Below are 21377 nucleotides of genomic sequence, written 5' to 3' on the forward strand. Positions count from 1 at the left end.
ACCAACTGCCATCGCTCCATCATATGTGTCAAAGTAATGAGCTTCATCGTTTACTCGTTGCCAACCATATTGCATTTGCCCATCTTCATTATAGTAAGCATGCTTTTCTGATCCGTACGAATGAAGATCTTGAAGTCCTTGTTGTACCTCGCCTTGATCATTAAACAAATACCAATGACCCTCTATTTTTTGTTCCCCAGTAACTTTATCAGCTGTATTATCAGTAACAGATCGTTCTCCAGATACATTACTTTGAGCCACAGTTTCATTTGTTATCTTCTCATCATTATTAGCATCCTTTGTTTCATCCGTTTTTTCAATTTCTTTTTTATCGTTATAATCATTATTTTTTAATATTTCATCTTCGTTAGAAACTGAATTATTGTCAAAATTTAAACTTTTTACATATCGAGCTACTTGAACATCTTCATTGCTCACACTAACTTCATCTGCCATGGATATCGATGTCCCTATTGCGATCCCTGTAACGACCCCTACAGTGATCAGTGGAGCTACTACCCAATTTTTTCCTGCTTTATACATTTTGTAGTGCTTCTTCACTTCAAAATTATCCATTCTTTCTCTCCGTTCTATCAATTTATTGCTACCATAAAATAAATACGCAACACATAAAATTATACTGATAATAACCATAAAAACAAGGGATATTTTACATGTAAAATATCTAAAAAAATAACCTAAAAGTTGAATGCAACTTTTAGGTTATTCCCCTTAACTTTAAATTAAAGTTGTTTTTCCAGTTGTAACGATCTCATCTAACTTTTTCAGAACGTTTTCACCTATGATCTTACCATTCTTATCGGTAGTGTATTCGACGTTATTAACTGTTACTTTACCGTTTTTCAACTTACGTCCATTAACGTCATAGTAATAAACATCACCATTAGCTAATTGAACAAAACCATCACGTAAAGAAATACCATTACTCAAGAAATAGTAATCTGCCACTTGAGCATCACTATCGATCGTTAAGGAAGTATTTGTTACCATATTTCCATCTTTGTCGAAATAATACCAGTTATTTTTACCATCTTTTACAAAAGCATTTTTCATAATTTCGCCTTCGCTATCGTAGTAGTTAACTTTCCCAGCATCATTTTTCCAGAAACCATTCTTCGTGATCTTACCACGTAATTGACTTGGTAAAAATACTTCACTTGTTTCAGCTACTCTAAAGTAAGTAGCACCATCGCGTAACACAAATTCTGCCCCACGATGCAAAATATTAGTACCATTTAGATATTTAGCTGACCACTCAGTTATCTTTTCACTAGGATCGATCGTTGCTCCTGTTGAAGGTTGCTTTATCTTAAATAGTTCAGGGTACTTTTGTTTTAATTCTTCAAGATAACGGCCACCATATTCTTTTTGGTATTGTCCGCCACCAATAGTATTAACAACGTATAAAGTATTATCGATCTGGGTACCATCGACTTTTTTGCCAAATTCATCTGATCGTACGACTGATACTACTTCCTTGCCCGGTAAACTATAGATTTGATCTGGTACCCAGTCAGCGATCACTTGGATACCACCAGCATGTAAAGCTTTTAATACGTTGATCAGATCTTGATGAGAACCGTATTTATTATTCTTACTCATTGCAAGGTCATAGCGATCAGTGAAAGCATACCCATTATCGATGATCGAATCCAAGAATGAACCATCATGACTGGAGACATATTGTGGTGCTAACTGGAAGCTTGTAACTCCCCAACTCTTGAAAAGATCAACATTTTGAGCAATGATAACATTCGCATTTTCACTTGCATTTTCTGGGAAGGCTTGGAAGTTTGAGAAACCTTCATAGATCAGATTTGAGTCAAGGGCTGCATTAGAATGGAAAACAGACCCGTCTGTCGATGTTTTAGTTGACGCTATTGTCCGTGCATCTTGAGTTGCGCTAGCACCAACAGGGACCCACATAGCTAAATAACCAGATACATATGGGTTCATAACACCTTTAATTGCGGTATTGGCTTGAATTTTACCATTTGCAACAACATCTTTATTTGTAAAAATCAAATCACCATCGTTATTAGTATAAACAACTGGTGCATTTACATCAGATGTATAGTTGATCAAACCATCTGCAGAAGATAACATCACCGCACGATATGCCTGATTCTTATGTGCTGCACCCATGTGTAGAACGACTTTTTCACCATCATTTAGTTTAAGACTATTATTGTTACTGATGATCAAGCCCATACCTTGAGTCCGAGTTTCACTTGTTCCTTTATCAGTTGCATTTAAAGCACCTTTACCAAAACGAACACTAGTTAAAATATCATGATCATCTACATCTAATGTTTGACCACCAGCGACATACTTAGTACGTGTCTTCAACAAGTTATCGATCGCATCAAAGTAGATCGATTTTTCTGCCATATATTTACCAGTATCTGAATAAAGATCTCCATAATACACACGTGGAATAGTGTCTTTATTCGTTAAGAGAATAGCATAAGAACTTGGAATATTGTAGCGATTATATTTTTTATTGGTCAGTTTTTGATCTGCCATATAGTCTTTTAGACCTTGTTGTAACTCTTCATTTGTATATACGCCCCATGGCTTTCCTGTCGTATCTTGGATCAACTGCAAGATATCTTCTTGTACAGACGCATCATGAGCACGCACAAATGAATAGTTAGGAATAGCTGTGTTCTCAGTATTGTCTTTTGATCTATCCACCAAATACCATTCTTTGAAACGTTGCATTTTATCAACTTTATCTGGTGACTGCCCTAAAGAAAATTTAAGTTGTTGTACGATGTAATCATCCATCGTCAACTGTGGGTTACCAATAGAATTTACATATTCAGGATCTTTATCATTCCAATCTTCTAAGATAGAAATATGTTTATTGGCTGTTGCATCATTTTGACCCACTTTATAGGCAGCCTTGAAATAATCACCAGCAATACTCAATAAACTTGCATCAACATTATCTACAGCATCGATACGGATCCCATCAAAGTTAGCACTTGGATCATTGGCAGTGATCGTCCCAAAATTCATTAGGAAGTGTAACCAGTTCAACTGTTCAGCTTGAACAACAGGATTAGAGTTATCAATATCATTAGCCAACAAGAACTCTGCTCCAACTTTGTTTTGCGTCAACATTGTTGGTTGGTATCCTAGTTTACGCCATTCAGAGTTAGCATACGGTGTTAGTTCACTATTAACATATTTCAAGAAGCCACCTTGGAATTTTTGCAAGCCTTCAGTACTTACCCCTTCACTTTGCTCGTTCCAGATATCTTGTGTCTTGATAAAATCAGTTATCAGATCTCTCAACCATGCTGTATCATTTTCCTTAGCAATTTTTCGTTCAATATTTCTTTGAACTTCTTGAGCCGCAAAATCCATATAATTAGGATCACTTTCAGCACTATATGCCCCAGAATTATTGATGAAGCCCTTATCTTTCATATAGTTTAGATAATTAGCCTTGATCTGTTCATTTGGCCACCACGTCATCAACAGAGGACGTAGATCATTTTCTGTTGTAGCTGTCCAAGTACTACCATCCTTCAAGATAGACTTTGGACGATACCAACTATCAGCTGTTAAAAATCCATTGATATTTTCAAAACTATTACCATCAAAGGAATACGCTGCGTTATTAGTGATAAACTCTACATTACCACTGATGACACCTTTTTTATATTGGTCTTCTAGAGTATTTGTTCCCTTACCTGTCTTGGCATCAAAATACATCCATTTATTGTCAGCACCAAGTACTACCAAATTCTTTTTGATATTCCCTGATCTCTTATCAACAAAATAATTACTACCCTTGATATTTTGAACACCAGTCAATAAAGCACCTGTTTTCTCGTCAAATAACAAGTCAACACCATTAACATTTTGAAGGCCACGTTGCATACTACCATTAGCACGACTAAATAGGTACCAATTACCATCGATATTTTGATAACCATAGACCATTGCTGCTGTTTTTGGATCATAGTAAACAACTTTATCCTGACCATATGCTTTAAGGTCTTGGAAACCTGTCTGGATGGCTCCAGCATTATTAAATAGATACCAATTATTTCCAACTTTTACTTGGCCTCTAGCCTCTAAAGCTCCATTGAAGGTATTAAAATTATGATCTACTCCATTGATATTTTGTTTACCATAAAGCATCCAGCCATCTTGATTATAGTAGACTAATTTATTATCTTCTGGAATATATTGAATACCACGTTGCATTGCACCGTCATTATCAAATAGATACCAGTGACCATTGATCTTCTTTTGCCCCGTAGTCATCGCACCGTTAAAAGTATCAAAGTAATGAGTGGCATTATTTACCCATTGCCAACCATAGAGCATCCAACCATCCTGGTTATAATAAACCGTTTTTTCATCACCATAGTCTTTGAGATTTTGGAGACCGCGTTGCATTGCACCATTATCATCAAATAGATACCAGTGACCTGTAATAAGTTTTTGCCCCGTAGCCATTTCTCCGTTAAAGGTATCAAAATAACGCGTTGCATTATCGATCCATTGCCAACCATATTGCATTTGACCATTTGGAGCATAATAAACTGTCTTATTTTGCTCAGGGATCTTTACAAATCCTGTCTTCATTGCACCATTAAAGGTGTCAAAATTGTACCATTTATTTTCGATTTTTTGTTGGCCATAAAGCATCCAGCCATCTTGATTATAATAAACAGTCTTATCGTCACCATAATCCTTCAAATTTTGAAAACCACGTTGCATTGCGCCAGTAGTTTTATCGAATAGGTACCAGTGACCACTGATATTTTGTTGACCATGAACCATTTGTGCTGTCTTAGGACTGTAATAGACGGTTTTTCCTTGATCATTGATCCATTGCCAGCCATCGACCACTTGCCCAGCATCATCGAATAAATACCAATTATCAGCGATCTTAGTTTGACCTTTGCCTTTAATAGCACCATCAAAAGTATCAGCTTGATATTTTTGACCATCGATCTCAACTGTACCATACTGCATTTGACCTTGTTCATTGTAGTAAGCTAGTTTCTTTTGATCACGAATATATTGTAGACCAGTTTGCATCGCACCATCGAACGTGTCAAATAAATACCAATTTCCATCAATATTTTGTTGCCCGTAGACCATTTGCTTACTGTCTGGATTATAATAAACCGTCTTATTTTGGTCCTTTATCTCTTGAAAACCAGTCAAATAGTTTCCTTGTTCATCTTTGAGGTACCAATTTCCGTTTACATTTTCTTGTGTATATTTATTTTCAGCTGTCTTAACTTGTGCTGTATCAGCTACGGTACTTTTATCATCAGCTATTGTTGTATTTTGTTCAGAAGAGTTCACAGTCTGTGTAGCTGTATCTTTATTTTCAGTAGCTGTTGTTTCTTCATTTAAAGCCACTTTTGAATCTTGTACAGTAAGTTTAACTTCGTCTGTTTTTTCCTCATTAGAAACATCTATTGTAGTATCAGTTGATTCGTTATTATTTAATATTTGTTCTGTTTGGGCCTCATTGCTACTACTTGTTTCATCTGCTAAAGCATTGGTCGTACTAGCAAATCCAAAAATTCCTACTGCAATTGCTGCAAATACCCAATGCTTACCAGCTTTATACATCTTGTAGTGTAATTTTTTCTCAAACATTTTTATTCATATACTCCTATTCTTCTTTTAATAATGCACCATTAAAGGTATCAAAGTAATAACGCTTGCCATCGATCATTTGCCAACCATAGAGCATCCAACCGTCGTAATTATAGTAAACCGTTTTTTCCTTACCATTTTCCATTACTTTTTGGAAACCACGTTGCATTTGACCTTTATCATTGAATAAATACCAATGTCCATTGATATAACGTTCGCCGGTCATCATTGCACCGTTGAATGTGTCAAAATAATATGGAACGTCATCGATCCCTTGCCAACCGTAAAGCATCCAACCGTCATAGTTATAGTAAACCGTTTTTTCTTTACCATTTTCCATTACTTTTTGGAAACCACGTTGCATTTGACCTTTATCATTGAATAAATACCAATGTCCATTGATATAACGTTCACCAGTCATCATTGCACCAGTTGATTTATCAAAATAGTATGGAACATTATCAATTCCCTGCCAACCATAGAGACGCCAACCGTCATAGTTATAGTAAACCGTCTTTTCTTTACCATTTTCCATTACTTTTTGGAAACCACGCTGCATTTGACCTTTATCATTGAATAAATACCAATGTCCGTTAAGATAACGTTCGCCGGTCATCATTGCACCGTTGAATGTGTCAAAATAATATGGAACATTATCGATCCCTTGCCATCCATAAAGCATCCAACCATCTTGGTTATAGTAAACCGTCTTATCGTCACCATAAGCTTTAAGGTTTTGGAAGCCACGTTGCATTGCACCATTGTTATCAAACAAATACCAGTGTCCATTGATCTTTTGCTGGCCTGTGACCATCGCACCGTTGAATGTATCAAAATAACGTGTAGCATTATTCACCCATTGCCAACCGTATTGCATTCGGCCATTGTTGGCATAGTAGACTGTCTTATTTTGCTCTGGGATCTGTACAAGTCCTGTTTTCATGGCACCATCAGTAGTATCAAAGTTATACCAGTAACCATCTATCTTTTGTTGCCCATATTGCATTTGACCGTTATTGGCATAATAAACAGTCTTATCCTGACCATATGGAGTTAAGCTTTGGAAGCCATACTGCATGGCACCTGTAACTTGATCAAATAAATACCAATGTCCATCTATCTCCTGTTGTCCATATTGCATTTGACCAACAGCATTATAGTAAACTACCTTATTTTGATCAGTTATCGGTTGAATACCTGTTAGATATTGACCCGTTTTTTGATCGATCAAATACCAGTGTCCATCTTTAAAAACTTGTTGAGTAACAGGTTTCTCAGCTGTATCCGATTTTGAGAATAAACCATTAAAATCGATCGAAAGATCTAATGCCCCCATATTTTCGCGCCCTGGCAAATAAGCAGTTGATGAAAATTGCCAAGCACCGTATCCTAAGTTCCGCCATTCATTTTCATAATAACCATTATTGATTGGTACAAAAGGATATTGTGACCACCAAGTCTTCGCTCGTCCAACAGTTGCGATCGCATCTTCATGGTAGGGATAGCCTCCACCTGTATAAACAGCATGATTATTAAATCCTGCTGTCGACAGAGCATTCCAAAAACTATTTAGATTGCCACTCACATCGTTACTATAGGTACTCTTATCTTCCATATCCGCAAAGATCAATGTATCTTGACCTAAGCCTAGATTTTCCATCGTATTTACTACATGTTGGCCTTCAGCATAACCCGTGGTAGCATCATTAAATCTCGCATAATGGTAGACAGACACTGTTAAGCCCGCATTTTTAGCATAATTTATTTGCTTAGTAGCTGCAGGATTCACATAACTTTGACCTTCTGTCAATTTAACAACAACAGCTTTGATCCCCAGTTGATTCAATTTATTGAAGTCATCTTGATTTAACCAAGATTGGTATGATGCTACGTCAATAGCATCTCCACGGGTATACTGACTATCCCCTATGTATATAGCATCCGGTGTTTGCATTTTAGTTGTAACTTTATTGACCTGAAGTCGCTGTTCTTGGGCATTTTCAGCCACATTTTCATTTACTTGCTTTTCATCAGTTTTCAATTGTAATTCTTGGGTAGTATTTGGATCAGCTACTGAATTATCCGCCGAATTTTCAACTTTATCCTGTACTTGATCAGTATCATTGACAGTGTCTGCCTGAGCTGTATCATTTAATCCAACTTGTGCTTGATCACTTGTATCAGAACTATCTTTTTGCACATCTTTTCGTTCAGATACATTCTGTTCTAGTTGTACAGCAGTCTGATCATTTTGCGTATTTGATATGTTACTACTATCCTTATCTGTGGCTACTTGCTGTGTATTTTGTGCTTCTACACTCACTTGATCGGCTTTAACGTTTTGTGTTGCATACATCCCTGTCGAGATCGCCATCATTGTCATACCAGAAGCTAGCCAAAGCTTTCGCTTATTCATTTTGCGATAACTGGCTAATACCCTTTTCTTCCGCCTGTACTCCATTTCTGTCACCCTTTCAGAAAATCAAAATCCTTTAATGAAAATAAACACTTTTAAACACTTCTTTATTATAGCAGTAAGACATGGAATTTTATATATCAAAGTTTGCATTTTTCATAAATTCTACCTATACTATCATTGGTGGTTCGCAAACATCCCACCGTAATAAAAAACTAGGAGAGACATTTTATGACAAAAACACATACTCGAACTATCCAGCTAGCTAAGGCTGGGATGGTCGCAGCTTTATATGTCGCTTTTACATTGATCAACCCATTGAGCTTTGGTGCTGTCCAACTGCGCTTTTCAGAATTGTTCAATAATTTGAGCGTTTTTAACAAGCGTTATATCTGGGCTGTAACTTTAGGCTGTGCGCTCGCTAATCTCCAATCGCCCTTAGGGATCATCGATGTGATCTTTGGTACTTTAGGGACTTTAGTGATGACTACTCTTAGCTACTGGGCAACACGCAAGATCAGTTTGGTGCCACTTAAGTTGACCATCTGTGTCATTATATGCTCACTGATGTCTTGGAGCGTAGCCTTAGAATTACACTATGTAAGTGACTTACCATTTTGGGCAACTTATCTTTCTGTCGGGATCGGCGAATTTATTTCAATGACTCTCGGTGCAATTTTAGTCTATTTCTTAAGCAAAGCGATCGATCTAACAGAATAACGAGGTATTTTAGATGACATTTGAAGAAGTATTACCCGCTTTAAAAGCTGGAAAAAAAGCCGTCCGGACTGTTGGTTGGGGGGCAAGTGAAGAATATATCTTTGTTGTTAAAGATGACACTTTAAACGGCGAAAAGATCAACCATTATCTTATGATCAAAACTAAAGAAGAACCATCACTTTCACAATTTATGCCAACTTCATGTGATGTTTTAGCGACTGATTGGGAATTGGTGGACTAATGACACATTATCCTAAATTAACTGGACAAGTTGTCGTTGGAACTGGCGTGGCTTCTGGGATCGGACTTGCTCAAGCTAAAGCATTTTTAGCGCAAGGTTGCACTTTTTTTGGCACAGATCTGGCTGAAAATATTGCTCTAACTGAGCTCAAACAGACCTATCCCACTAATTTTTTCTTTTATCCTTGTGATATCCGTGAAAAAATTGCTATCACACACTTGGTGGAATTTATTTTCGATCACACCGACCGTGTCGATATCTTACTCAACACGGCTGGGATCTTAGATGCTTATACACCTAGCCTAGAAACGACTGAAGAGCTTTGGGATAACATCTTTGACACGAATCTAAAGAGCATCTTTTTATTGACCAATGCGCTCTTACCGATGATGTTGGCTCAAAAACATGGCGTGATCATCAATATGGCTTCGATCGCTGGCTTGATCGCAGGTGGTGGCGGGGCAGCTTACACCGCCAGCAAACATGCGATCATCGGCTATACCAAGCAATTATCTTTTGACTACGCAGCCAAAGGTATTCGGGCCAACTGCATTGCCCCTGGAGCGATCAAGACCCCGATGAATCAAGCCGATTTTTTAGGCGATGCTACGATGGCAAAAGAAGTCGCCCAAAACACTCCGGCTAAACGTTGGGCTGAGCCTAGTGAAGTGGCTGAACTGAGTCTCTTTTTAGCCAGTCCAGTCGCCGATTATATCCACGGCTCAGTCATGCAGATCGATGGTGGCTGGAGCGTTGGTAAATAACTTTTAAGTCCCTCAGTGTCAGGGATTTTTTTGCAAAAACTATCAAAATATATATCTAGCTAGACCACAATGCAACAAAGGCCCACCACGATACGATCCATCGTGATGGGCCCTTATTATACATACGGCACTGACCGCATTGTTTCATTCATTAAGCATAGATCCAACTGACTAAAAGGCTCTTTTCGCCCACATGCGCTCTGATCGAAGGTTTGAGCCGTGTGATCTCAAGTTTTGTATCTGGAAGATCAGTTTGAAATTTTTGTAACCACTTATTGGCCGTTTCAGCTGATGCTTCATCACACATCAACATGAGATCGGTCACTACTTGTCCACTACCATTGATCTGTTCAAGCACCTTATGATATGCCTTTTTCATTCGGACACTCGTATCCAAGACCGCTAATTTACCATCATCTGTGAATTCCAGTAGCGTCTTTAAGTGTAATAAAGCATTGCCAACGGCCGGAGTCCCATTTGAGACATAACCCGTTTTACGTAAATTACGAATATCATCGATCACAATGGTCTGCGTCTTATCACGCATCACACTTAACTCAGCTAAGATCTGGGTGACATCTTCACCTGCTTTGACTAGTTTGGCCGCCTGACGCACTAATTTTGTCTGAGCTAGCCCTGTCGTATGTGAATCAAACAAGTGCACATTCAATGCCCTAACTTCTGATTTAGCGTATGCCCGTAGATTCTCATCTAAAGCATTGATCCCATTGGCTAAATAAATACAGATCACGTCAGTATAGCCAGCATCAGCTAGTATTTGCATCTGCTGGGCGAGCGTTTTTCGCGAAACTGAAGCAATATTTAGTGTTTCTTTAGAGTCATTCACTAGGTCAAAAAGTTCTCCATCATGGAGATCTTGCCCTTCATAATATACCTTTTGTCCCAAAAGTAACGGTAGAGCTAATATTTTTACATCTAAATTCGCGGCAGCATCAGCATCGATCACAGCTGAGCTATCCGTTAAAATCGCTATTTTCATTTTATTAAGACACCTATTGTAAAAAGTAATTACTATTATTCTATCACAAAAGAGGCCACAAGTTTTTGCAGCCTCTTTGATCTAACTATATTGTTCGAGCTTACTGGTCAAATATTGACGCATATCCGTCAAATGCTTATAACCCGTCAATTTTTCTTTTGCAACTCCATCAACGAATAATAACATTGTTGGAATGCTCATCACATTATTAGCCACAGCCAGATCTTGGGCTTGTTGGACATCGACTTTGACAAATTTGATCTGGTCTCCAAATTCTTGCTCTAAAGTCTCTAATACCGGCTCAAGTAGCTTACAAGGCCCGCACCAGTCGGCATAAAAATCAACTAAGACCAAACCCTTGGCCGTTTTTTGTGCAAATGTCTCTGAGTTCAAATCATCACCTCAAATATCTAATTATAACTCGATCCCGCGAAGAATGACTTGTATATCACGACCTAGTTTAGGATCATATACCCAAGTCACCATTCCTTGTTCAAATCCCTGTGCATTCAAAAAGGCTTGCGCATTCACATCTGATAAGGCTGATGAAGTCATCAACTCTTTGTAGCCTTCACGCTTCAACGCAGCTCTAAGTGCTGTCAAAACTCTAGTGGCATAGTGCTGACGTAACTTTGTCTTTTCGGTCATCACTAGCCCTAACCAAGCACAATTAGCTTTTGGATGATCTAAAACCAGATCTACTAGAACTACTAACTCGTCTTTAGCATAAAAGCCCAGATAAAACTTTTGCTCGGGTAAAGCTTTTGGTGGCAATGTTTCTAATTCAGCTAAAATATCTTCTTTAGTCACTTGATCTGTTTGATAGTGCTGATGGTATTCTAAATGTTTAGCTTGTAAAGCCAAGATCTCATCTACATCAGCTGAGGTCAAGCGTTTGACCGTGTACGGCAATAAAAAATCTAACCGCTGTAATAACATGTAACTTCCTCTTAATTTCTAACTTTATGCACGATCAAAGTCACCACGACTGATGCCAAGACCACGATCCCAAAAGCAGCTGCTGGGATCTCGATATCGATCATTGGGATCGTTAAGAATAATTTGATCGAGATCAGACCGATCAAAAAGTATGCCATCACTTCAAGTTCAGGCACGATATCGATCAGGCGCATGATAACTTCTGCGATCCCCCGCATACATAAGATCCCGATCAAGCCCCCGATCAAGACGATAACTGGATTAGGCGAGATCGCTAACGAAGCTAAGATCGAATCGATCGAAAAGACGATATCCATCAATTCGATCGAGATCACGACCGACCAAAACAACGGCAAGATCGGTTTTTTATTTTTACCTTTTTTCCGCTTAGCACGCTCTGGATACTTCATCCGATAAAAGTGGTTGAGCGATAGATACATCAGATAACCTGCCCCCAGCACTTTGATCTCCCAGAAGTGGATCAGATAAGATCCGACCCCGATCAAGGCAAAGCGGAAGATATAAGCGCCCCAAAGACCATAGAAAAGGGATTTTTCTTGTTGCTTTTTATCGGGTAGCTTTTGGGTCTGGGCCGCTAACACGATCGCATTATCGACGGACAATAGACATTCGATCAAAACTAAGGAGAAAATGATCATCCAGTCTTCACCAGATTCGATCACCGTTTTCCAGTTGTTTACATCAAAAAAAGGGCCATATAATTTAGTTAAGATATCCACTTTTTCTCTTCGCTTTCTCTATTAATTTGTTCTTCCGTCTTTTATCCTAGCACATCGCGAAAAATTTTGTAAAATCAATTAACTTCTATGCTGACTTTTTTTGCCATTTCAGACCAATACCCGTGATCCCACTTAAGATCGAAAAGGCTGGACACAACAAACTAAAGAAAGTAAATGGTAGAAAAGCTAAGACCGAGACACCTAATGTCGAAGCCGCAAATGAACCGGCCACGCCCCATGGGATCAAGTAATTGATAACACTTCCGCCATCTTCTAAGACCCGACTCAAACTCAACGGATCGAGTTTCAAACGTTCAAATGCCCCCTTAAATGCACGGCCTGGCAAGATCACAGAGAGGTATTGTTCCCCAACAAATAAGTTGATCGCGATCCCAGAACAGATCGTCACAGTAACTAATTTGCCTGGTGTATTTAACTTTTTAGCTAATGGATCCATCGCAGCTGCAACGATCCCAAATTTCATCAAAAGTCCACCTAAAGCCAATGTCATGATGATCAATGATACTGTCCCCATCATGTTGGAGATCCCGCCACGAGTCAATAATGCGTTTACGTCGGCATTTTTTGTTTGTGCAACAAACCCTGTCTCCACTAAGCTAGCTAACTGTTTGATCGTAAAATGTGGATCATTGATAAAGATCATCACCGTTGAAACAAAAATGTTGATAAACAAAGTCGGGATCGCTGGGATCTTGCACCATGCACAGACAAACATCAAGATGATCGGTAAACTAGCCCACCAATTGATCGTAAAATGTTGATTTAAAATATTGATCGTTTCATTGACCCGTGTCATATCTGGTGCTTTGCTAGCATGTCCGAGGGCTAAAAAGCCAACTAGAGAGATCAAAAAGGCTGGGATCGTTGTCCACATCATATTTTTAATGTGGGCAAAAAGTTCAGAACCTGCCACTGCTGAAGCCAAGTTGGTCGAATCAGACAAAGGCGACATCTTATCGCCAAAGATCGCACCTGATAAGATCGCACCCGCTACTAAAGCTGGATCTAAGCCCATCGTCATCCCCATTCCTAAGATCGCGATCCCGACCGTTGAGATCGTAGTAAAACCACTCCCAATCGATAACCCGACCAACGAACACACGATAAAGGCCGATGGAACAAAAAATTTAACACTCAAGCTACTAAAGCCAAAGACCATCAAGGCTGGAATGATACCTGCTTTGATCCAAACCGCGATCAAAGTCCCGATCAATAAGAAGATAAAGATCGGAATGATCGCTGTCGTGATCCCTTCTGTGATCCCTTCATGAACATCATCCCAAGTAGCCTTTTTGACCTTTGCCCAAGCAATGAGCAAGGCGATAACAAATAAGACTGGCAATTGTGGCGAAAGACCAAATCCGATGACTCCAGTCCCTAAAATGGCTAACATCAAAACTAAAATAATAATTGCTTCACTAAAATTTATCTTTTTCATCCTAAATTATTCCCCCAAATCTAAAATTATCTACATTGCCTTAATTTCCTCTCGTTATGTAAATAGCGCAAAAGTCCACCACATTTGTGCATAAATTTCCCTCCTAAATTCTCTTGACTGACCACAAAAAAAGTCGCCCCTTAACTAAAAAAGGGACGACTTAAATAAACCGTGGTACCACCCAGCTTAAGCAAGTAATAAAACTCACTTCACTTTCACCGGCGCGATAACGGTCCGGTCTGCCGTTCAGAATCACGTCGTCTATATTTGGTACCTACCACCCTGACTGGCTCGCATCGACCGCCAGCTTTCTGACTCCCAGATGATAGGACTACTTCTACGACTTCTGTTGCTATTCATAATACAAACATATTAGAGCAATGTCAACTAATTTTTATAATAATTTAATCAAGTTGTTGCCATAGGCGCTTCTGACCTCGTCTAAGACCACAAAGGCATTGGGATCGATCTGCGCGATCTTATCCATGACTTTGACTTGTAGCTTGGCTTCACAAACACAATAGATGATCTTTTTTGGTTGCCCACTGACATAGCCATGACCATCCAGTAACGTGATCCCTGTTTGGTTGAGGTTTGATAACGCCTGAGCGATCATTTCGCTTTTGTCTGAAATGATCGTAAAAGCTCGTTTCGCAATAAATGCTTCTAACATCTTGTTTAAAACTACTGCTGAAATGTATAATTCAATGATCGTCAGGAGCATATTTTCAAAACCGATCAAAACAAATGACGGGATCGCTACCATCAGATCAAAACCTAGCATCGCTGAACCAGTCTTGATCCCAAAGTATTTATTCATTATCTTAGCCAAGATCGTACTGCCCGCCGTAGTGCCTTCGCCTTTCATGATAATGCCCATTGCGATCCCCATCAAAACACCACCAATGATAGCTGCAACTAAAGGATCGTGGAGCTTAAAATGGATCTGACTAGTTAGTTTGAGCCAAAAAGAGATACTAGCGATCGCCACGATCGTGTATAACACCGTCTGTTTACTCAACATCTTCCAGCCCACAAATAATAAGATCCCATTTAAGATCAGGTTCGTCAGTGCTGGGGGAAAACCGATCCAGTAATAAAAGATCGTCATCAAGCCCGTCACGCCACCTTCGCCTAACTTGCTCGGGATCAAAAAGGAGTTGATCGCTAACGCATAGACGAGCGCACCAATAAAATTTAAAGCAATATTTTTAATAACAGTTCTATTTATCTTCAATGTGGTCCCATCCTAAATCTAAGCTGATCTCTTCAGTCGTTTGTTTTGTAGCAGTTGGCTGATTCAAATAACCCTTGATCAAGGCATAGATCTCACCACGTGTCTTAGCTGTCAGTTTTTGTTGTTGAAATGATAATTGCGCATTGGAAGCAAATAACTCATTAAGATCATAATTGTCAAAAGAACGCCCACTTAAATAATCTAGTGACACCTGAAAATATTGTGCTAACTGCAAAACTTCCAGATAGGATGGTGTGGTCGTACCTCGCTCCCATTTTCCGATCTGTGAGATCGTTTTGTTGCGTTTGCTGTATGAGACCTCCATTTGGTTCAGTGCTTGTGCTAATTCGCTTAACGATAGCCCTGCCCCTAGTCTTAAGGCCCGTAGTCTTTCTGGAAACATCTGATCACCCACTTTTGTTTAGTTATCTTAATTTTAACATTAATTGAGCTTATCGGGGAAAGAGGAACGGAACTATAGTTATCTTTTTACCAAAAATAACTTATTTTAAGTAATTAGGCTTTTACTATTGCTTATTTAGTTGAAACCACGTACAATTTAAGTGGTCTTAACTTACTAAAAGTACATTATTTTTAAAGGTGGTGGATAAAATGTGGCACACAGTTTGGTCATCGTTGCCGGAACTGATCAGTGCGGGGATCAAATATACGATCCCGCTCGCAGTCATCTCGTTTGCCCTAGGGCTCGTGTTGGCTTTGATCACGGCTTTGATCCGTATTTCACAAACTAAAGGTCCATTTTTGATTATCAAAGCAATTTTTAGATTCTATGTGTGGCTTTTCCGCAGCACTCCTTTGATCGTTCAATTATTTATCGTCTATTTCGGACTTCCATATTTGACGATCAAGGGCGTCTTTCCTGACGGGATCAAGCTCGAACCATTTACAGCAGGCATCATCGTCTTTACGTTAAATACTGGCGCTTATGCCTCTGAAACGATCCGAGCAGCCATCGAATCCATTCCTAAGGGGCAATGGGAGGCAGCCCAAGCGATCGGGATGACACGCTTCCAGACACTCTTTAGGATCATCATTCCACAAGCAGCGCGCGTCTCGTTACCGCCGCTGTCAAATAGTTTTATCGGCTTAGTCAAAGATACTTCACTTGCTTCGACGATCACGATCGTTGAAATGTTTGAAGTCAGTCAACAGATTGCAGCCGAAAATTACCAACCTTTAGTAATGTACTGTACGGTGGCCGCTCTATACGCGATTTTATGTACAATATTATCGTTTGTTCAAAGTTGGCTTGAAAAGGTGACGACTCGTTACCTCAAGCCCCAAGTATAGGGAGGCATAATTTATGTTGAGACTTAAAAATGTAACTAAAACTTTTGGCACACAAACTGCGCTCAAAAATATCACAACTGAATTTAACGATCATGAAACAACGGTCTTAGTGGGCCCCTCTGGTTCGGGTAAATCGACGCTATTACGTTCATTGAACTTACTTGAACGACCTGAGAGCGGGACCTATGATTGTGATGGGATCGAGCTTGATTTTGCCAAAAAGATCACTAAAAAAGAAACCTTAGCAGTCCGCCAAAAAACCGAAATGGTCTTTCAAGACTACAATCTCTTTCCACATTTGACGGTCTTAAAAAACGTCATGGAAGGACCAGTCCACGTCTTAAAAGAAGACAAGCAGACTGCTAAAAAACGCGCTTTAGAACTATTGGATAAAGTCGGACTCAAACAAAAAGCCGATGCCTATCCTAACCAACTCTCAGGTGGTCAAGCTCAACGTGTTGCGATCGCCCGTTCACTTGCGATGCGCCCGCGTTACATTCTCTTAGATGAGCCAACGAGTGCGCTTGATCCTGAGTTAGAGCTCGAAGTTTTAAAAGTACTCTTAGAATTAGCAACCGAAAAACAATCACTGATCATCGTGACCCATAATCTGGAATTTGCGCGCCACGTTTCAGATAAGGTCCTCTTTATCGAAGACGGGCAGATCAATTTCTCAGGATCAAAAGATGACTTTTTCAATTCAAAAGATCCACGGATCAAGGATTTCATCAGTGCGATGACATTAGATAACTTGAATTAACGAAAGGAATTTATCATGAAAAAAACATTTAAAAATATCTTAGCTGTCGCAGGTGTCCTAGGCTTGACTTTTGCCTTGAACGCCGTAAAGCCCCAACATATTTCAGCTGCTGAAAAGCTTCCAGCACAAACGACTAAAGAATTAAAGGAAAAAGGAACTTTGACCATTGGATTGGAAGGAACATTTGCTCCATATTCTTACCGTAAAGACGGTAAATTGACCGGTTTTGAAGTCGAATTGGGTAAGCAACTCGCCAAGGAAATGGGACTCAAAGCTAAATTTGTTCCTACTAAATGGGATGGTTTGATCGCAGGTCTTGACACGGGTAAATACGATGTCGTCTTGAACAACGTAACGATCACTAAAGAACGGAAAGAAAAATACCGCTTCTCAAAACCTTATATCTATTCACACTTTGCTTTGATCACTAAAAAGGGCACTGACTTGACCAAATTAAGCCAGCTAAAAGGACAAAAGATCGCTGCTGGTACTGGTACAGATAACGCATTGGTCGCCAAAAAATATAAAGCAAGTGTCGTTCCTTCATCAGACTTTACGACTTCCCTTGATCTGATCAAACAAGATCGTGCAAAAGGTGCGATCAACTCGATGTCTGCTTGGTATGCCTACAAAAAAGACCACTCAACTAAAGGGCTCAAAGCAACTGACGTCTCTAAAGAAGAAGATCCAGCTAAGATCGGTGCTTTGATGTCTAAAAAAGATAAATCACTTCAAAACAGTGTCAATAAAGCCCTCGATAAGTTGCGTAAAGATGGCACACTGAAAAAACTTTCGGAAAAATATGTCGGTGGCGACATTACGAAATAGTTAATTTAGTAAAAGCCCTTGTCCTCCCGATGGACAAGGGCTTTTTTGTGATTAGAAACGGCTCACTTAAAAATTTGGACCGCTCATATTTTTCAAAAGATAGTTTACAATAATTAGAAAAAATCACTCTACGATACCGCTGTCATAGCGTAAATAAAAAAATCCCCAGCCATCGGAACCAGCGACAAACACGGGGAAATAGAGGATATATATTGTATAAACTAACTACACAACCTGTTAAGTTAATTTATTTATATTTAAATGATACTACGCTCATAATGTAAACGCAATATCAAAAATTACCCTTAAAATATTTTTAACCATTATAGTGTGATATTTTTGTTGAAGATTACCGTTTTTTTGGTAAAACACAAAAAAGCCTATGAAAACTACATGAATTTCATAGAACTTCTTAAAATTATTTATTTTTGCATAATTCAAATTGATTCTGATCGATAATTATAATTAATACGCACCTTTTGGGTGAACTATCATCAAAAAGGTCAATAGAATTATCTTAGCATCTAACAACAAACTTCTATGCTGAATATATGTCAAGTCTAAATCTACCATCTCTGAAAAACCTACATTATTACGTTCTGTCGCCTGCCATAGTCCTGTACATCCAGGGATCACCCATAAGCGTTGTTTGTCATAGTCACTATATTCCCTGACTTCACTTGGTAACGGTGGTCTTGGACCTACTAAACTCATATCCCCGCGTAAAACATTCCACAATTGTGGCAACTCATCTAAACTAGTTTTACGTAAAAAGCGACCAACGGATGTAACTCTAGGATCATTTTTCATTTTAAACATCGGTCCAGTAACTTCATTTTTTTCTTTTAATTTTTCAAGTAATGTATCTGCATTCACGTACATTGATCTAAATTTATAGATCATAAATTTTTTTCCGTCTTTTCCTACTCGTTCTTGTGTGTAAAAAACAGGTCCTCGATCACAAGCAAAAATAAATAATGCGATGATCAAACATGGAATAGCTAATACTAGCAAACCAACTGCACTAAGAATGATATCAAAAACACGTTTAAAAAACATATATGCATACTGATGCTCTACTGCCTTTTTATCAAGAACTATATTTTTTGCTGTCATCTTATTTTCCAATGCTTTTCGATCCCTCCTCGTATTTTAAAAGAAAAGAAACCGCCTTTTCTTCTCAAATTTCCTATATCCTGCCGCAATTACATTAGAACCATTCAAGATGTTTTCTGCATTTTTTTCGAATTCATATGCCATATCATCTCCGTGATCTTTAGCTAATTGCTCTAATGCTTCACGTAGAACAAAATCTCTTCCCTTTAATGTATGTGCATCTGAAGCAACTATTTGAACCAGTCTATGTTCAACTAATTTACGTGAAATATCCGCTACATGTTCTCCAAATCCGCCAATATAACTAGTTGCTGTTAATTGAGCCAATGCACCTTGTTGAATAAATTCATATAGTAAATTTAAATTACTTTGAATTTCTCGATTTCGCTCAGGATGTACAATAATAGGTGTAGTTCCTAATTTTTGCAATTCAAAAATTATACGTCTGGCATACGCTGGAACATTTGCGTGCGGAAACTCTAGTAACATATAGTTCTTTTTCTCGTCAGCCCCCAAGAGATCTTCATACTTGTGTAATAAATCCCCATTGAGATGAACTTCTTGACTTGGAAAAATTTTAAGATCAATTTTACGTAAATCTAATTCTTCTTGAAACTCCCGTGCTAACTTGATCACATCATTTTTATGATTTACATACGTATTATCTAGATGATGTGGGGTTGCCAATATATGAGTCACACCGTCTCTTACTGCTTCTTTTGCCAATGCAAGTGAATGTTCCATATCAGGTGAACCATCATCAATGCTAGGTAAAATATGACAATGTAGATCTACAATTTTTTCAAAGTGCATTTGATTTTCCCCTCCAGTCATTTAAATAAAATGATATTAGTTTTCTTTACCATAATATCCATAATATCCATAGTAACCAGTTGCTCCACCATCTACATCATTTAGTACAGTTCCAATTATCTTAGCATGGACATGACGTATCAAACTAACAGCCTGTTTCACAGCTTCTTTTTCAGCTTTATTTTCACGAACAACTAATATTGTTCCATCGACCTTTGTAGCTAAGATCTGTGCATCTGTCACAGATAATACTGGTGGTGCATCATAGATAATAAGATCAAATGCATCTTGCAATGCTACGATCAGGCTCTCCATCCGTTTTGAGCCAATCAATTCTGAAGGATTGGGTGGTATTGGACCACTAGGAATAATATAAAGATTATCAACAGATGTCTTATAAAAGATATCGTTTGCTGAAATACTATGTTCTGTCAAAAAATTAGTGAGGCCAACTGGATTTTTGATACTGAATGTTGCATTGATCGTTGGTCGCCGTAAATCAGCATCTACTAAGAGTACTTTTTTCCCTTGGCGTGCAAATGATACCGCTAAATTAGCTGCTACAGTAGATTTTCCCTCCGATGCTGTTGCTGATGTCATAACAATCGATTTCGTAGTGACATCTACATTTGAAAATTCAATATTCGTTCTTATAGTATTGAATTGTTCTGTATTTACTGATGAAGGAGCAGAGACCGTTATCATCTTTACCCCTTGATCCATACTATTTGTCTCTAAATGTTTGTGCTTTTTTAACAACTTCATAGCCTCCTAAACCCTATTGTGTGAACTATTTTCAGTCTTACCAGTAATTATATTGACTACTCTAAGTGCCTTATTCTTGTTATCGATATGGTACACAGTCCCTAAGTTAGTAAGACCTAATTCATCTGTCAAATAAGACATATCACTTATCTTGGTATTTGTTAATTCTTTGATCAAACCAATTATAATTCCTATAAATAAGCCTAGGATCGTTCCGACTATTATTATCAATTTTCTATTAGGTGAAACAGGTGTTGTATTTAACCGTGCATCAGATACAATAGTAACGTTATTTACTTGCATCAATTTTTTTATTTTATTAGTGAAAACTTCTCCTACCATATTTGCTATATCCTTGGCTATATATGGATTTTCAGCTTTAGCAGTAACTGTAACAACCTGTGAATTAGTTTCATTGGTAATATTCAATGAACTTTGTAAATCTTCTAAATTTCCCTGATAGTTATCCTTTTCACGCAGTTGTTTTAACACATCACTTAAAATAATTGGCTTCTTCAAAACATCCTTATATGTATTAATAGCTTGCAAGTCGGCTTGTTGAACGTTCAATTGAGTCTGAATATCGCTTGATTTTTGATTGACCAAA

General features: G+C 38.4%; 20 protein-coding genes and 1 riboswitch. Of the genes, 6 read left to right on the forward strand and 14 right to left on the reverse strand.

Features of this window, described 5'->3' with window-relative positions:
- The 3 genes from Q9Q35_RS01145 to Q9Q35_RS01155 form a co-directional block, all read right to left on the reverse strand.
- The coding region (locus Q9Q35_RS01145) for a KxYKxGKxW signal peptide domain-containing protein (protein ID WP_370648865.1) at positions 1 to 654 on the reverse strand (654 nt) is incomplete at its 3' end.
- 84 nt (positions 655 to 738) lie between these two features.
- A complete protein-coding gene (locus tag Q9Q35_RS01150) occupies positions 739 to 5661 on the reverse strand; it encodes a glycoside hydrolase family 70 protein (RefSeq protein ID WP_304651773.1) in 4923 nt (1640 codons plus the stop codon).
- Between the two features lie 16 nt (positions 5662 to 5677).
- Positions 5678 to 8122, reverse strand: a complete 2445-nt coding sequence (locus tag Q9Q35_RS01155) for a GH25 family lysozyme (RefSeq protein WP_304651774.1) — start codon at positions 8120 to 8122, stop codon at positions 5678 to 5680.
- A 132-nt stretch (positions 8123 to 8254) separates the two neighbouring features.
- A riboswitch (PreQ1 riboswitch) is annotated at positions 8255 to 8302 on the forward strand.
- Positions 8303 to 8308: 6 nt separating this feature from the next.
- Between Q9Q35_RS01155 and Q9Q35_RS01160 the strand changes: the two genes are divergently transcribed.
- The 3 genes from Q9Q35_RS01160 to Q9Q35_RS01170 are packed head-to-tail and all read left to right on the forward strand — an operon-like array spanning position 8309 to position 9802.
- The gene (locus Q9Q35_RS01160; RefSeq protein WP_304651775.1) at positions 8309 to 8797 is read left to right on the forward strand and encodes a QueT transporter family protein; all 489 of its coding nucleotides are present in this window, start codon (positions 8309 to 8311) and stop codon (positions 8795 to 8797) included.
- Between the two features lie 13 nt (positions 8798 to 8810).
- Positions 8811 to 9038 carry a DUF2829 domain-containing protein gene (locus Q9Q35_RS01165; RefSeq protein ID WP_304651776.1) on the forward strand — a complete coding sequence of 76 codons (228 nt, stop codon included), beginning with the start codon at positions 8811 to 8813 and terminating at the stop codon, positions 9036 to 9038.
- Complete coding sequence (locus Q9Q35_RS01170; protein WP_304651777.1) at positions 9038 to 9802, forward strand: 3-oxoacyl-ACP reductase; 765 nt, start codon at positions 9038 to 9040, stop codon at positions 9800 to 9802. Before Q9Q35_RS01165 ends, Q9Q35_RS01170 begins: the two co-directional genes overlap by 1 nt.
- Positions 9803 to 9953: 151 nt before the next feature.
- Here Q9Q35_RS01170 and Q9Q35_RS01175 read toward each other — a convergent pair whose 3' ends face one another.
- The 7 genes from Q9Q35_RS01175 to Q9Q35_RS01205 form a co-directional block, all read right to left on the reverse strand.
- Positions 9954 to 10802, reverse strand: a complete 849-nt coding sequence (locus Q9Q35_RS01175) for a DegV family protein (RefSeq protein WP_304651778.1) — start codon at positions 10800 to 10802, stop codon at positions 9954 to 9956.
- A gap of 81 nt (positions 10803 to 10883) precedes the next feature.
- On the reverse strand, positions 10884 to 11195 hold the full coding sequence (gene trxA / locus Q9Q35_RS01180; RefSeq protein WP_304651779.1) for a thioredoxin: 312 nt from the start codon (positions 11193 to 11195) through the stop codon (positions 10884 to 10886).
- A 21-nt stretch (positions 11196 to 11216) separates the two neighbouring features.
- A complete protein-coding gene (locus tag Q9Q35_RS01185) occupies positions 11217 to 11741 on the reverse strand; it encodes a GNAT family N-acetyltransferase (protein WP_304651780.1) in 525 nt (174 codons plus the stop codon).
- Between the two features lie 11 nt (positions 11742 to 11752).
- Complete coding sequence (locus tag Q9Q35_RS01190) at positions 11753 to 12481, reverse strand: TerC family protein (RefSeq protein ID WP_304651781.1); 729 nt, start codon at positions 12479 to 12481, stop codon at positions 11753 to 11755.
- A gap of 85 nt (positions 12482 to 12566) precedes the next feature.
- Positions 12567 to 13940, reverse strand: a complete 1374-nt coding sequence (gene nhaC / locus Q9Q35_RS01195) for a Na+/H+ antiporter NhaC (protein ID WP_304651782.1) — start codon at positions 13938 to 13940, stop codon at positions 12567 to 12569.
- A gap of 394 nt (positions 13941 to 14334) precedes the next feature.
- The gene (locus Q9Q35_RS01200; RefSeq protein ID WP_304651783.1) at positions 14335 to 15177 is read right to left on the reverse strand and encodes a YitT family protein; all 843 of its coding nucleotides are present in this window, start codon (positions 15175 to 15177) and stop codon (positions 14335 to 14337) included.
- Positions 15164 to 15580, reverse strand: coding sequence for a helix-turn-helix domain-containing protein (locus tag Q9Q35_RS01205; RefSeq protein WP_004050903.1), 417 nt, complete (start codon positions 15578 to 15580; stop codon positions 15164 to 15166). Before Q9Q35_RS01205 ends, Q9Q35_RS01200 begins: the two co-directional genes overlap by 14 nt.
- A gap of 209 nt (positions 15581 to 15789) precedes the next feature.
- On the opposite strand from Q9Q35_RS01205, the gene Q9Q35_RS01210 reads away from it, so the two are divergent.
- The 3 genes from Q9Q35_RS01210 to Q9Q35_RS01220 are packed head-to-tail and all read left to right on the forward strand — an operon-like array spanning position 15790 to position 18076.
- Positions 15790 to 16488: an amino acid ABC transporter permease gene (locus tag Q9Q35_RS01210; RefSeq protein ID WP_010690249.1), complete on the forward strand. Its 699-nt coding sequence runs from the start codon at positions 15790 to 15792 to the stop codon at positions 16486 to 16488.
- 13 nt (positions 16489 to 16501) lie between these two features.
- Entirely contained in the window at positions 16502 to 17248 is a 747-nt protein-coding gene (locus tag Q9Q35_RS01215) for an amino acid ABC transporter ATP-binding protein (protein WP_304651784.1), read from the forward strand.
- 15 nt (positions 17249 to 17263) lie between these two features.
- Entirely contained in the window at positions 17264 to 18076 is an 813-nt protein-coding gene (locus Q9Q35_RS01220; RefSeq protein ID WP_304651785.1) for a transporter substrate-binding domain-containing protein, read from the forward strand.
- A 465-nt stretch (positions 18077 to 18541) separates the two neighbouring features.
- On the opposite strand, the gene Q9Q35_RS01225 is transcribed toward Q9Q35_RS01220, so the two are convergent.
- The 4 genes from Q9Q35_RS01225 to Q9Q35_RS01240 all read right to left on the reverse strand — a co-directional run.
- Positions 18542 to 19192: a sugar transferase gene (locus Q9Q35_RS01225; protein ID WP_304651789.1), complete on the reverse strand. Its 651-nt coding sequence runs from the start codon at positions 19190 to 19192 to the stop codon at positions 18542 to 18544.
- Between the two features lie 36 nt (positions 19193 to 19228).
- Entirely contained in the window at positions 19229 to 20005 is a 777-nt protein-coding gene (locus tag Q9Q35_RS01230) for a tyrosine-protein phosphatase (RefSeq protein ID WP_304651786.1), read from the reverse strand.
- A 36-nt stretch (positions 20006 to 20041) separates the two neighbouring features.
- Positions 20042 to 20770: a CpsD/CapB family tyrosine-protein kinase gene (locus Q9Q35_RS01235; RefSeq protein WP_304651787.1), complete on the reverse strand. Its 729-nt coding sequence runs from the start codon at positions 20768 to 20770 to the stop codon at positions 20042 to 20044.
- 6 nt (positions 20771 to 20776) lie between these two features.
- Positions 20777 to 21377, reverse strand: a 601-nt coding sequence (locus Q9Q35_RS01240; RefSeq protein WP_304651788.1) for a YveK family protein, incomplete at its 5' end; no start/stop codon positions are given.

It is taken from the genome of uncultured Ligilactobacillus sp. (genome assembly GCF_948826705.1).
Classification (GTDB): domain Bacteria; phylum Bacillota; class Bacilli; order Lactobacillales; family Lactobacillaceae; genus Ligilactobacillus.

Coding starts and splice junctions, on each gene's coding strand:
- Q9Q35_RS01225 (WP_304651789.1), bottom strand. CDS start 19,192: ATGACAGCAAAAAATATAGTTCTTGATAAAAAGGCAGTAGAGCATCAG.
- Q9Q35_RS01170 (WP_304651777.1), top strand. CDS start 9,038: ATGACACATTATCCTAAATTAACTGGACAAGTTGTCGTTGGAACTGGC.
- Q9Q35_RS01210 (WP_010690249.1), top strand. CDS start 15,790: ATGTGGCACACAGTTTGGTCATCGTTGCCGGAACTGATCAGTGCGGGG.
- Q9Q35_RS01175 (WP_304651778.1), bottom strand. CDS start 10,802: ATGAAAATAGCGATTTTAACGGATAGCTCAGCTGTGATCGATGCTGAT.
- Q9Q35_RS01160 (WP_304651775.1), top strand. CDS start 8,309: ATGACAAAAACACATACTCGAACTATCCAGCTAGCTAAGGCTGGGATG.
- Q9Q35_RS01230 (WP_304651786.1), bottom strand. CDS start 20,005: ATGCACTTTGAAAAAATTGTAGATCTACATTGTCATATTTTACCTAGC.
- Q9Q35_RS01165 (WP_304651776.1), top strand. CDS start 8,811: ATGACATTTGAAGAAGTATTACCCGCTTTAAAAGCTGGAAAAAAAGCC.
- Q9Q35_RS01155 (WP_304651774.1), bottom strand. CDS start 8,122: ATGGAGTACAGGCGGAAGAAAAGGGTATTAGCCAGTTATCGCAAAATG.
- Q9Q35_RS01185 (WP_304651780.1), bottom strand. CDS start 11,741: ATGTTATTACAGCGGTTAGATTTTTTATTGCCGTACACGGTCAAACGC.
- nhaC (WP_304651782.1), bottom strand. CDS start 13,940: ATGAAAAAGATAAATTTTAGTGAAGCAATTATTATTTTAGTTTTGATG.
- Q9Q35_RS01215 (WP_304651784.1), top strand. CDS start 16,502: ATGTTGAGACTTAAAAATGTAACTAAAACTTTTGGCACACAAACTGCG.
- Q9Q35_RS01150 (WP_304651773.1), bottom strand. CDS start 5,661: ATGTTTGAGAAAAAATTACACTACAAGATGTATAAAGCTGGTAAGCAT.
- Q9Q35_RS01220 (WP_304651785.1), top strand. CDS start 17,264: ATGAAAAAAACATTTAAAAATATCTTAGCTGTCGCAGGTGTCCTAGGC.
- Q9Q35_RS01205 (WP_004050903.1), bottom strand. CDS start 15,580: ATGTTTCCAGAAAGACTACGGGCCTTAAGACTAGGGGCAGGGCTATCG.
- Q9Q35_RS01235 (WP_304651787.1), bottom strand. CDS start 20,770: ATGAAGTTGTTAAAAAAGCACAAACATTTAGAGACAAATAGTATGGAT.